The 11,644-nt window shown below is 67.9% G+C and carries 14 protein-coding genes; 9 read left to right on the forward strand and 5 right to left on the reverse strand.

What is annotated here, in order from left to right; translation table 11 throughout:
• The first annotated feature begins 56 nt into the window (after positions 1-56).
• From ACIPUB_RS09025 to ACIPUB_RS09045, 5 genes are all read left to right on the forward strand, one after another.
• Positions 57-1,421, forward strand: a complete 1,365-nt coding sequence (locus ACIPUB_RS09025) for an ABC transporter substrate-binding protein (RefSeq protein WP_407607061.1) — start codon at positions 57-59, stop codon at positions 1,419-1,421.
• Positions 1,396-2,316, forward strand: a complete 921-nt coding sequence (locus tag ACIPUB_RS09030; RefSeq protein ID WP_407607062.1) for a carbohydrate ABC transporter permease — start codon at positions 1,396-1,398, stop codon at positions 2,314-2,316. Before ACIPUB_RS09025 ends, ACIPUB_RS09030 begins: the two co-directional genes overlap by 26 nt.
• On the forward strand, positions 2,313-3,128 hold the full coding sequence (locus ACIPUB_RS09035; RefSeq protein WP_407607063.1) for a carbohydrate ABC transporter permease: 816 nt from the start codon (positions 2,313-2,315) through the stop codon (positions 3,126-3,128). The genes ACIPUB_RS09030 and ACIPUB_RS09035 overlap by 4 nt, the downstream gene beginning before the upstream one ends.
• A gap of 94 nt (positions 3,129-3,222) precedes the next feature.
• Complete coding sequence (locus ACIPUB_RS09040) at positions 3,223-3,810, forward strand: GNAT family N-acetyltransferase (RefSeq protein ID WP_407607064.1); 588 nt, start codon at positions 3,223-3,225, stop codon at positions 3,808-3,810.
• Between the two features lie 109 nt (positions 3,811-3,919).
• A complete protein-coding gene (locus ACIPUB_RS09045) occupies positions 3,920-4,456 on the forward strand; it encodes a DUF488 family protein (protein WP_407607065.1) in 537 nt (178 codons plus the stop codon).
• A 16-nt stretch (positions 4,457-4,472) separates the two neighbouring features.
• On the opposite strand, the gene ACIPUB_RS09050 is transcribed toward ACIPUB_RS09045, so the two are convergent.
• A complete protein-coding gene (locus ACIPUB_RS09050; RefSeq protein WP_407607066.1) occupies positions 4,473-4,613 on the reverse strand; it encodes a hypothetical protein in 141 nt (46 codons plus the stop codon).
• Between the two features lie 148 nt (positions 4,614-4,761).
• Between ACIPUB_RS09050 and ACIPUB_RS09055 the strand changes: the two genes are divergently transcribed.
• Both ACIPUB_RS09055 and ACIPUB_RS09060 read left to right on the forward strand, forming a co-directional pair.
• Positions 4,762-5,265 (forward strand): HD domain-containing protein, encoded by a 504-nt coding sequence (locus tag ACIPUB_RS09055; protein ID WP_407607067.1) that lies wholly within the window; start codon positions 4,762-4,764, stop codon positions 5,263-5,265.
• A gap of 146 nt (positions 5,266-5,411) precedes the next feature.
• Positions 5,412-6,134, forward strand: a complete 723-nt coding sequence (locus tag ACIPUB_RS09060) for a response regulator (RefSeq protein ID WP_407607068.1) — start codon at positions 5,412-5,414, stop codon at positions 6,132-6,134.
• A 12-nt stretch (positions 6,135-6,146) separates the two neighbouring features.
• Here the strand turns inward: ACIPUB_RS09060 and ACIPUB_RS09065 are convergent, their stop codons facing one another.
• Positions 6,147-7,667 carry a sensor histidine kinase gene (locus tag ACIPUB_RS09065; protein ID WP_407607069.1) on the reverse strand — a complete coding sequence of 507 codons (1,521 nt, stop codon included), beginning with the start codon at positions 7,665-7,667 and terminating at the stop codon, positions 6,147-6,149.
• A gap of 160 nt (positions 7,668-7,827) precedes the next feature.
• On the opposite strand from ACIPUB_RS09065, the gene ACIPUB_RS09070 reads away from it, so the two are divergent.
• Both ACIPUB_RS09070 and ACIPUB_RS09075 read left to right on the forward strand, forming a co-directional pair.
• Positions 7,828-8,316: a GNAT family N-acetyltransferase gene (locus ACIPUB_RS09070; RefSeq protein WP_407607070.1), complete on the forward strand. Its 489-nt coding sequence runs from the start codon at positions 7,828-7,830 to the stop codon at positions 8,314-8,316.
• Between the two features lie 333 nt (positions 8,317-8,649).
• On the forward strand, positions 8,650-8,991 hold the full coding sequence (locus ACIPUB_RS09075) for a hypothetical protein (RefSeq protein ID WP_407607071.1): 342 nt from the start codon (positions 8,650-8,652) through the stop codon (positions 8,989-8,991).
• 102 nt (positions 8,992-9,093) lie between these two features.
• Here ACIPUB_RS09075 and ACIPUB_RS09080 read toward each other — a convergent pair whose 3' ends face one another.
• Genes ACIPUB_RS09080 through nadC form a run of 3 tightly spaced genes read right to left on the reverse strand, consistent with a single transcriptional unit; the run spans position 9,094 to position 11,625 of the window.
• Positions 9,094-9,570, reverse strand: coding sequence for an ATP-dependent endonuclease (locus tag ACIPUB_RS09080; protein WP_407607072.1), 477 nt, complete (start codon positions 9,568-9,570; stop codon positions 9,094-9,096).
• A 50-nt stretch (positions 9,571-9,620) separates the two neighbouring features.
• A complete protein-coding gene (locus ACIPUB_RS09085) occupies positions 9,621-10,766 on the reverse strand; it encodes a cysteine desulfurase family protein (RefSeq protein ID WP_407607073.1) in 1,146 nt (381 codons plus the stop codon).
• Position 10,767: 1 nt separating this feature from the next.
• Entirely contained in the window at positions 10,768-11,625 is an 858-nt protein-coding gene (nadC, locus tag ACIPUB_RS09090) for a carboxylating nicotinate-nucleotide diphosphorylase (RefSeq protein WP_407607110.1), read from the reverse strand.
• Between the last annotated feature and the right edge of the window lie 19 nt (positions 11,626-11,644).

Below are 11,644 nucleotides of genomic sequence, written 5' to 3' on the forward strand. Positions count from 1 at the left end.
GCCATCGAGACATGTCGCATCACTTGCAACTACGTACCTTGCATGAAAGGACCACCATGAAACCCCGAGGCAAGACCCTCACCGGGGCCTTGGCCGCTGCCGCGGCCCTGGCACTGACGCTCTCGGCCTGCACGCCGGGCTCCGAGGCCCCCACGTCCTCTGCCCCGCTGACCAGCGCCCCCGTGGAAACGGATGTCTCAAAGATGGGCGAGCAGACGCTCACCGTCTGGGACCAGGAGGTCCGCGGCGGGCAGAACGAGCAGATGACCAAGCTCAATGCCGCCTTCGAGGACAAGTATCCGAACGTGACCATCGAGCGCAATTCCCAGTCCTTCGAGGACCTGGGCAAGACCCTGCGCCTGGCACTGTCCGGCAACGACGCCCCCGACGTGGTCCAGGCCAACAACGGCCGCAACACCATGGGCGCCTTCGTCAAGGCCGGGCAGCTGCTGCCGCTCGATGCGTGGGCGCAGGCCTATGGCTGGACTGAGCGCTACCCCGCCTCCGTGCTGAAGTACTCGCAGTACTCCACCGACGGCACCACGTTCGGCTCCGGCTCGGTCTACGGGCTGCCGCAGGTCGGCGAGGTGGTGGGTGTCTTCTATTCCAAGAAGAAGATGGAATCCCTCGGCACGGAAGTCCCGTCCGACTGGGCGGGCTTCGAGGCAGCCATCGCCACCGCCAAGGACAAGGGCGAAACGCCCCTGCTGCTGGGCAACATCGAGAAGTGGCCCGCCGGCCACGTCTTTGGCCCCCTCCAGGGCGCCAAGGTGCCGGCGGAGGAAATCGAGAAGCTTGGTTTCGGCAACGCCGGTTCCACCTGGAACACCCCGGAAAACGAGGCCGCGGCAGCCGAACTGGCCGACTGGAACGCCAAGGGCTACTTCAACGAGGGCGTCAACGGCACCGAATACGATGCCGCCTGGCAGAACCTGGCCAAGGGCGAGGGCGTGTTCCTGATCGGAGGCTCCTGGATGGCCGCGGACCTGGCCGACGCCATGGGCGAGGACGTCGGGTTCTTCGTCCCGCCGGCAACCGCCGGGACGGGCGCGCATACCACCGGCGGCACCGGGCTGCCCTTCACGGTGACCTCCAAGACCGAAAACCCTGATCTGGCCGCCGCCTACATCGACTTCATCACCAACGACGAGGCGATGGCAGTGCTGGCCGACACCGGGAACCTGCCGGTCATCAACACCCAGAAGTACGCCCCGGCCTCCGGCGTGCTCAAGGACGTCTACACGGAGTTCGAGACCGTCACCACCAAGGGAGCCCTGCTGCCCTACCTGGACTACGCGACCCCGTCCATGGGAGACACCCTCGGCGACTCGCTGCAGGGCCTGCTGGCCGGCAAGCTCGATGCTAAGGCGTTCACCGACGCCATGGAAGCGGACTATGCCGGCTTCACCCAAGGCAAGTGACACCACCGGCGGGCCGGGCACACGCTCGGCCCGCCACGGGCGCACCATCACGCCCTACCTCTTCATTGCGCCGGCCCTGGCGGTCTACGCCGCGTTCACGCTCTACCCGCTGGCCCGCTCGGTGCACCTCTCCCTCTTCGAATGGGACGGGCTGTCCCTGGCCACCTTCGTGGGGGTGGGGAACTACACCGACATCCTCGCCGATGAACGCCTGCGCGCAGCGTTCGGCCACGCTGCGGCCTTCATCTTCTTCTACGCGCTGCTGCCCTGCGGCATCGGCCTGGTGCTGGCCGCGGTGCTCACCCGCGCCAAGGTCCGGGCCCTGCCGCTCTTCCGCGTCCTGGTGTTCCTGCCCCAGGTCATTGCGATGGTCGTGGTCTCCGTGGCCTGGAAGCAGATCTACGCCCCCGACGGCCTGCTGAACTCCGGGCTGCGCTCCATCGGGCTGGATGCACTCACCCGTTCCTGGCTCGGGGACTACGCCTTCGCGCTGCCGGCCGTCGGGTTGGTCGGTTCCTGGGTGTCCACCGGCCTGGTCACCGTGCTGCTGCTTGCCGGCATGGCCAAGATCCCCACCGAGCTCTTCGAGGCGGCGCGGCTGGACGGCGCCGGGGCCATCCGCGAGTTCTTCGCCATCATCGTCCCGGCCGTCCGCGCCGAGGTCACCGTGGCGCTGACGCTGACCATCGTGGCCTCGCTGAAGACCTTCGACCTGATCTACATGACCACCTCCGGCGGGCCAGGTTCCTCCACCACGGTGCCCAGCTACGAGGTCTACCGACGGGCCTTCGAGACCGGGCAGGTCGGCTCCGCGGCCGCCATCGGCGTCACCCTGACAGTGATCATCTTCCTCATCACGCTGGCCGTGAACCGGATCTCGGAGCGCGGCGCATGAGGGTCTCGGGCACCGAGCGCACGCTGAACTACGCGATCCTCATCGGTTTCTCGCTCATCGTGCTCACCCCGGTGCTTTCCATCCTGGCCACCGCTTTCGGCCCGGCCAATGCCGCCGCCGCCCGGAACGGCGCCTTCCACCCGTCGAACTTCGCCACCGCTTGGGTGGAGGGACGCTTCGGGCAGTACATGGGCACCTCGGTAATGGTGGCGGTGATCGTGGTGTCCCTGGCCGTGGTGCTCTCCATCCTCTCCGGCTACGCGTTCGGGACCATGTCCTTCCGCGGCGAGCAGGCGCTCTTCTACCTCTTCCTGCTGGGCATCATGGTGCCTTCCGAGGCCATCATCGTGCCGCTGTTCTTTGACCTGCGCACCTTCGGGCTCACTGACACGCTCTGGGCCGTTGCCCTGCCCCAGGTCGCGCAGTCGGTCGCGTTCGGCACCTACTGGATGCGCGCCTACTTCAAGTCCGTGAGCCCCTCGATCATGGATGCCGCGCGCGTGGACGGGGCCTCCAAGGCCCGCATCCTCATCTCCATCCTGGTGCCCATGGGGCGCCCGGCCATCACCACCATGGTCGTGCTGATGTTCATGTGGACCTGGAACGAGTTCCTGATCCCGCTGGTGATGTCACCCTCCGGGGCGTTTCGCACCGCGCCGTTGGGCCTGGCCTTCTTCCAAGGGCAGTACACCCAGGGCACGGCCTTGTTGGCCGCGGCCGCGGTGCTGGTGGCGCTGCCGGTGGTCCTGCTCTATTTCCTGATGCAGCGCCACTTCATCAAGGGCATGCTCGAGGGGGCCATCAAGGAATAGGTGCGGCGGCATGCCCTGTCCGGACGGCAACAACGCCGACAGAGTTGCATGCCAAGGCTGTTCCGGGGCGCTGGCCCCGGTGCACACTGGTGACATGAGGATCCTGCTGCAGACCGCGCGGCTCCAGCTACGCGAATTCACCGCTGACGACGCCGGGCTGCTGGTGGAGCTGGATTCGGATCCGCGGGTCATGCGCTACATCACCAACTCCACGCCCACGCCCCGGCAGGAAATCATCGACGAGTACATCCCCGCCTACCTCGAGTACCACCGGAAGGGACCCGACTTCGGGTTCTGGGTGGCGCAGTTGCGCGACAGCGGGGAATTCACCGGCTGGTTCCACCTGCGCCCCGAGCCCGGGGACCCGGCGGATGAACCGGAACTTGGCTACCGGCTCAAACACCGTTTCTGGGGCCAAGGCCTGGCCACCGAGGGGGCGTCCGCGCTCATCGACCACGCGTTCAGCGCGGATTCCGTCGACGTCACCCGGGTCCATGCCAGCACCATGGCGGTGAACATCGCCTCGCGGATGGTCATGGAAAAATGCGGGATGGACCTGGTCCGCCATTTTGTCGCCGACTGGCCGGTGCGCATCGACGGCGACGAGCTCGGCGATGTCGAATACGCGATCACCCGTGCCCAGTGGCTTGAAGACCGGCCGCCGGAGCTCCAGCGCCGATGAGTGCCGCCGCGGCAAGCCATGGGCATGGGCAGGGAAGTCGCCTACGCTGAAGACAAGCGGCGTTTCCGTTCCCGGCATCCACGCCGGGTTGGCACGAGGGGAGCACATCATGGCCACCACCCGCATCCACACCATTGGCCATTCGACCCACGAGGTCGCCGACTTCATCGAGATCCTGCGCGCCCACGGCATCAGGCAGCTCGTGGACATCCGGACCATTCCCAAGTCCCGGCACAACCCCCAATTCAACGGCGAGGACCTAGCCGCAAGCCTGGGTGCCGCCGGCATCGGCTACCGCCGCGCCAAGGAGCTCGGCGGCCTGCGCCCGACCCACAAGGACAGCATCAATGGTGCCTGGCGCAACGATTCCTTCCGCGGCTACGCCGACTACATGCAGACCGGCGAATTCGCAACTGCCATCGATGACCTGCTGGAGAATGCCACGAACAACGACACTGCCATCATGTGCGCCGAGGCCGTCCCCTGGCGCTGCCACCGCTCGCTGGTCGGCGACGCCCTGGTGGTGCGCGGCGTCGAGGTCCTGGACATCTTTTCAAGTACCAAGGCAACACCACACACGCTCACCTCGTTCGCGCATGTCGAGGGAACCGCCCTCACCTACCCGCCCGAAGAGGGCATCTCCTAGGAACCCCGCCGCAAGGTCAATGGCCGTGCAGGAGCACCCAGGGCGGCCGTCCCTCAAAGACGCCTGAGGTGCGCCCGGCCAGGGACCCTGCCTTGGTGGTTTTCACCCGGCCGGGTTTTCCCGGGGCCGCCGTGGTTTTGCCGTTCGCGTCATCCACCAGGGGGTTCCTCGCCGCTCACGGACGCCCAACGCGTCCCGCGTCGAGTAGTTTGCCCGCACCGGAATGTCGATCGCTACGGCCAACCGTCCGCCGGCCTCGGTACCCTGGGCAGCAGGACAGTGTGCTGCAAGCAACGGAGGAACCAATGGCCGAAGAAGCATTCGTGGGGATTGCCGAAGAAGCATTCGTGGGGATTGCCGAAGAAGCATTCGTGGGGATTGCCGAAGACATCGCCCGCCGCGCCCATGCGGGCCAGGTGGACAAGGCGGGGCTCGATTACATCACCCACCCCGCCCGGGTGGCCGCGGGCGTACGCCTGCACGGCGGCACGAACGAGGCAGTGGCCGCCGCCTGGCTGCATGACGTGCTGGAAGACTGCGATGTCTCCGCGGCGCAGCTCGCCGAGGCCGGAATCCCCGATACCGTCATCGAAGCGGTCAGGGCGGTCACCAAGACCAAGGGCGAACGGCTGGAAGACTATTGCGGGCGCATCCGGGCCAACCCCACGGCCCTGCGCGTCAAACGCGCCGACATCGAGGACAACACCGATCCGGCGCGCACCGCCGCACTGCCCGGGCAAACGCGGCTCCGCCTGGCGGCAAAATATGCCCGCGTCCCCTCGCTCCTGGGCTTCCCGCCGCAGGCCTGAGAACAGTTTCATCCGCTGCCGCAGATCCCCCGGGGCGGAAATTCCACAACGGGCCTTTGGCCCCTTGTCCGGGGCGGGTTCGGCGGCAAGGATGGGAGTTGTGCACGGTAACCTGCACACGCCAACGGGGATCGGGAGGAACCGCCATGGACCACGCAGCGGCATCGGATGCTTCCCCTGGCCAGGCCACCGGCACCCACCTCGACGCCGAATCCGCCGCCCCCATCCGCGTCTTCATCCTCGATGACCACGAGCTGGTCCGCCGCGGCCTGGCCGAGCTGCTGGAGGGTGAGGGCTTCGAGGTAGTGGGCACCTCGGGGACGGCACGCGATGCCCGGAAGCAGATCCCCGCGCTGCGCCCCGACGTCTCGGTGCTGGACGCCCGCCTGCCCGACGGCACGGGCATCGAGGTCTGCCGCGACGTGCGCTCGATCGACGGGTCGCTGAACTGCCTGATCCTCACCAGCTACGACGACGAGCAGGCTCTGCGCGGGGCGGTGCTTGCCGGGGCCGTCGGCTACGTGCTCAAGCAGATCGCCGGCAACGACCTGATCCGCGCACTGCGCCGGGCAGCTCGCGGCGAATCGCTGTTCACCCCGGGGCTCAAGGCCAGGATCGTCTCGGGGCTCATCACCCATGAGAACACCGACCCGCGCATCAGCCAGCTGACCACGCAGGAACGCCGGGTGCTGGAACTGGTCGGCGAGGGGCTGAGCAACCGGCAGATCGGCGAGCGCATGCGCTTGGCGGAGAAGACGGTGAAGAACTACGTGTCATCGATGTTGGCGAAGCTGGGGTTCGAGTCCCGCACGCAGGCTGCGGTGTTTGTGACCCATCCGCTTCCGGGGCTCAACGACGGGGGAACCTAGCCTTCCCAGGCTTCAGGCTTCGGCGGGCATCGGCACGACCCAGCGCAGCGTTGTCCCTTCCCCCGGGGCGGAGTCAATGACCAGCGTGCCGCCGAGTTCTGCGGCGCGTTGCCGCAGGTTTGCCAGACCGCTTTCGGCCACGGGGGCGATGAATCCGATTCCGTCGTCGCGCAGCACGAGCGCCAGGGTGTCGTCGGTGCGTTCGATGGACAGTTCGACGGTGTGGGCGTGGGCGTGGCGCCCCACGTTGCTCAGCGCCTCGGTGATCACGGCCAACAGGTGGGTGAGCGTGGTTTCGTCGGTGAGGGCGTCGAGGTTGTCGCCCAGGCGCAGCGCCGGGGTGAAGTCCAGGGGTGCCGAGGCCCGGCGGATGGCGCGCAGGATGTGGGAACTGGGGCTCTCCGTCTCCCCCGCGTGGGCGCGCAGCGAGTAGATGGTGGCGCGCAATTCGGCGATGGTGGTGTCCAGTTCCCCGGCGATGCCGCTAGCACGTTCCCGGGTGGCGTCGGTGGGCAGTTGCTTGCGCAGTGCGCTGATGCCCAGGCCGGCGGCGAAGATGCGCTGGATGACGATGTCGTGCAGGTCCCTGGCGATGCGTTCGCGTTCCAGGTAGAGCAGCACGTCCTCGCGCAGGTGGTGCATCTGGACCAGTCCCAGCCCTTGGGCGACGTTGTCGGCGAAGATCCCTGCCATTTGGCTCTCCACGGGACGGTAGGGGCCGGCCCCGTGTTCCCTGATGGCAACGAGCAACCCGTAGTGGGTGCCGCGGGCCGACAGCGCGGCCACCAGGGTGTGGGTCCCGTCGGCCAGTTCCCCCAGCGGCACGATTGCCTCGGGGGTGGGCAGCAGGGTCGGTGCGGTGCGGTGCAGCACCGAACCGAGGCGCTCCCCCGTCTCCAGCAGGACCCGGCCGGCCAGGTGCGGGTGCACGTGCCTGCTGATCCCGGCAATCCGGTATCCACTAGCGCCGGGACCGCCCCCGTCGATGGGGAGCAGCAACAGGACGTACTTGGCCCTGGCTTCGAGGCGCGCCAGCTCCGCGACGTCGTTCAGTCCCTGGGTGTGGTGGGGGGATTCGCCTCCCAGCAGACCTCCGATGCGGGCCGATGCTTCCAGCCAGCGGGCACGGTCGGCGGCGTCCTGGTAGAGCTGGGCATTTTCCAGGGCCACACCCGCACTCCCGGCGAGCGCCTCCCCCAGCTTCCTGTCGGCCTGGGAATAGCGGTCCTTGCCGTTCTTGGGTCCCAGGGTGAGGCGGGCGAAGTGGTGTTGCCGAGTCATCAACTCCAGGCGCAGGCGCTTGGCTTCGTCCTTGCCGGCGGGCTCCCCCAAGGTGGCGGCGCCACTGCCCTTGGCCAGGAGTCCTTGCTGGTGGGAGGCGCTGGTCAGCTCGAGCACCCCCGAGGTGGCTCCGAAGATCTTCATCGCCTCGTCCAGCACGCGGTGGGTGATGGCGGTGACGGAGAGGTCGCTGGCGATCGAGGCCATGGAGGCGAGCAATTCGCGCACCCGTGCGTCGCTGCGCTTGGACATATGCACCTTCCTCCCGATTCCACCTCGCCACCCCCCTGTGCCCGCGAGGGGGTACCCGCCTAGGCGTCACCCTACTCGTGCACCGCCAGCCGGGAACAGGGCGGGGAAGTTGTTTATCCGCAACCAGGCGATGGAGCCTGCGGTGGATTAGATTGGGTGGATGGATATTCGAGTTGCCACCCCTGGGGATTGGACGGGCCTGTGGCCCATCATCGAGGAGGTGGTCCGCGCCGGCCAGACCTACTGCTGGCCCGTGGATGCCACCGAGGAAGAATGCCGCACGTGGTGGATGGGCAAGCCCGGCGGGACGGTCTATGTGGCGGTGGATCCGGACGGGGGGATCGCGGGGACCGCCGAGCTGCATCCCAACTTGCCGGCCGCTGGTTCGCACATTGCCAATGCCGGATTCATGGTCGCTTCCCATGCCTCCGGCCGCGGGCTGGGGCGCACGCTGGGCCGCCACGTCATCGAGGAGGCAGCGGCGCAGGGCTTCACGGCCATGCAGTTCAATGCCGTGGTTGCCACCAACGCCCATGCCATCCGGCTGTGGCAGTCCCTGGGTTTCAGCATCCTGGCCACGATCCCCGGGGCCTTCAACCACCCCGACCGCGGCATGGTGGGGCTGAACCTGATGTACCGGTCACTCTAACCGCCCCCCTGGCGGCCGGGCCGTCGCGCCCCGAAAATGATTAGAATACATATTCGACAAGGCTTCGGAGCGTGTGGTGTTCCAACAACGCTGCCGGAGCTGGCCGACACGGCTGTGCGTTCGGAAACCTCGAGGATCAGCAACGTTTCCGTTTCCCCGACCACAACCCTTCCACCCGGCCCGAAGGTGGGGCACGGCCGCGCAATCCCCCCCTGTTATGGTCCGGTGCAGAAAGGGGACTTTACCGTGTCGCACGGAGCTGCCGCCGATTATCGCCGGATAGACTCGGTCGATGGCCGCGGCAGACACTCCGCGCAGGAGTGAGGACGATGAGTGGATAGCGAAGCACAGGTCGATGACCGGCCCCCGCGACACCTGTTGGTTATTGACTGCGTCGTGTCAATCATCCTCCTGGTCGTGCAGCCGGTGGTCGCGATCGTGCTGTTCTTCCTTGCCGCCCTTGCCGGGTCATCAAGTTTTCACCAAACGCGGTCGGTGCCGCAGTGGGCGGTGACAACCGTGATCGTCTTCGTTTTCGCCGTCCCGCTCGTAGCGGCGCTTTTCACGATTGCACGGATCGTCAATGACCGCATCGCGTTTTGGGTGCCGTCGCTGGCCATGGCACTGACAACCCTGATGGTCTATTTCCTGTCCGTGTATGGGGCATCGCACTAAATCCGGTCAGCGCGTTCCCACTCACGATCTAGGCAGCCCCCTGGACGGGGAATACCTTCCAGCGCTGAACCCAACACGGAACCGCACGGGCACCCGGAAGACTCAGAGGCTTGCCAGCAGCGAGGACAGCGGAGCGGGAATGGACTCCAACGACACCGCCTCCGCCAGCAGCCCGGCGTAGCGCACCTTGTTGCCGCTGCGTCCGCCAAAGAACCGCGCCAGCTGGTGTTCGATGGGTTGCGCCCGCTGGAAGGGCTGGGACTGCAGGCGCCGGAAGGACACAAGCTCGCCCTGCCCGGCGATCACCGCTTCGACGCCTTCCACGCCCAGGGCGCGGATGAACTCGGCTTCCAGGTCCGGGTCGCAGACAAACACCGTCTTCAGCACCCGCTCGAAGTCGCGCCTTTCGGCCGCGTCCACCAAACCGACAAGTCGCTGCCCGTTCAGTTCGCCGGCGGCGCGGCGGGCGCCCTTGGACCCGCCGACGGGCAGCACCCGGGGTTCGGGCAGGGCCAGCCTCCGGGCCAGGGTCCTGATGGCGACGGCGTCGCTTTCGCCTTCAACCAGCACGATGCTCATGCAGACATGGATATCACATGGCCTGCCCCGGCTCCATGGCCGGGGCGTGTTCAGTCCCCGGCGATGGCCTTGACCGCCGCAACCACGGCGCGGGAGGCGGTGGCGATTTCGGCTTCCTTGACGTTTCGGGTGAAGCTCAGCCGCACCGCGGTGTGCGCCACCTCCTCGTCATAGCCCATGGCCAGCAGCACGGTCGAGGCGTCGGTGGACCCGGCGGCGCAGGCCGAGCCCGAGGAACACACCACCCCGCGGCGCTCGAGTTCGAGCAGCACCGTCTCGCCGCCGGTCTCCGGGAAGACGAAGGAGACGATTCCGGGCACCCGCCTGGCCGGATCCCCGGTGAGCCTGGCACGGATCCGCCCGCCGGTGTTCAACCCCTGGAGCACGGTGTCGATGAAGTGCCGTCCGTAGCCGTCGGCGATGCCGCCGGTGTTGGCGGCCGCGGCCAGGGACAGCGCGGTGGCGCTGGCCACGGCGCCGGCCACGTTTTCGGTGCCGGAGCGGCGTTCGCGTTCCTGCCCGCCGCCGTGGACCAGCGGTTCCAGGGCCAGCTTGCCGCGGACCATCAGCAGCCCGGCGCCCTTGAGCCCGCCGATCTTGTGCCCGGAGATGCTCAGCGCGTCGACGTGCCCGGCGATCCGGCCCATGTCCAGCCAGCCGGCTGCCTGCACCCCGTCGCAATGCACCAGGGCACCGACCGCGTGGGCGGCGGCTGCGACCTCGGCGATCGGCTGGATCGTGCCGACCTCGTTGTTCACCGCCATGACCGAGACCAGCGTGGTGTCGGGCCGCAGGAGTGCGGTGAACGCGTCCAGGTCCAGGAGCCCCCAGTCGTCGACGGGGGCCACGTCGAGTTCGAATCCGTGGTGCCGCACCAGGTAGGCGCAGGCCTCGGCCACCGCGGGGTGCTCGATGGCCGAGTGCACCAGGTGGCGGCCGCGCGGGTTGCCCAGTGCCAGGCCCTTGATGGCCAGGTTGTTGGACTCGGTGCCGCCGGAGGTGAAGACAATATCCCCGGTGCGCACGCCCAGCACGTTGGCCGCGGTTTCGCGGGCGTAGTCCAGGGCCCGCTTGGCCGTTTGGCCCATCGAGTGGGTGCTGGAGGGGTTTCCATAGTCGCTGGTCAGCAGCGGGATAATGACGTCCAGCACGTCCTGGCGCACGGGGGTGGTGGCCGCCGCATCGAGGTAGATCAAGTCAGTTCGCTTCCATCCTGATGTCCAGGCCGAGGTCAAGGGCGCGCACCGAGTGGGTCAGGGCGCCGGAGGAAATGACGTCGACCCCGGTGGCGGCGATGGCTGCCACGGTATCCAGCTTAACGTTGCCAGAGGCCTCCACCAGCGCGGCCCCGGCGATCCGGCGCACGCCGGTGGCCAGGTCGGCGAGGTTGAAGTTGTCCAGCATGATGGTGTCGACCCCGGCGGCGAGCACCGCGTCGAGCTGGTCCAGGGAGTCGATCTCCACCTCGAAGTGGACGGTGTGCCCCAGGGACGCACGGGCCTTGCGCAACGCGTTGGTCAGCTCCGAGCCTTGGCCCAGCAGGGCGAGGTGGTTGTCCTTGGCCATCACGGCCTCGGAGAGGTTGTCGCGGTGGTTGTGCCCGCCGCCGCAGCGCACCGCGTAGCGCTCCAGCACGCGCAGCCCCGGGGTGGTCTTGCGGGTATCCACGATCCGGGCGTTCGTGCCGGCCGTTTCGGCCACGAAGGCGGCGGTGGCGGTGGCGATGCCGGACAGGCGCTGGAGCAGGTTCAGCCCCACTCGCTCCCCTGCCAGCAGCCCGCGGGCGGGCCCGGTGACCGTGACCAGGGTTTCCCCGGCGGCGAATCGATCCCCGTCGGCGAGCGCCGGCACCAGCTCCAGGGCGGGGTCCGAGAGCAACATGGCGGCGATGAAGGTGTCCAGCCCGGCGCAGATGCCCGGTTCGCGGGCCACCACGGCCGCGGTGGCCGTGGTGTGCGCGGGGATCAGCGTGTTCCCGGTCAGGTCCCCTCGGGGGTTGTCCTCTTCCAAGGCAGCCAGGACGATTTTCTCAATGACGCGCGCGGGGACCGGCATGACGGAAGCGGTGCGGGCC

This window comes from Paeniglutamicibacter sp. ORCA_105 (assembly GCF_045798545.1).
GTDB classification, from domain to species: domain Bacteria; phylum Actinomycetota; class Actinomycetes; order Actinomycetales; family Micrococcaceae; genus Paeniglutamicibacter; species Paeniglutamicibacter sulfureus.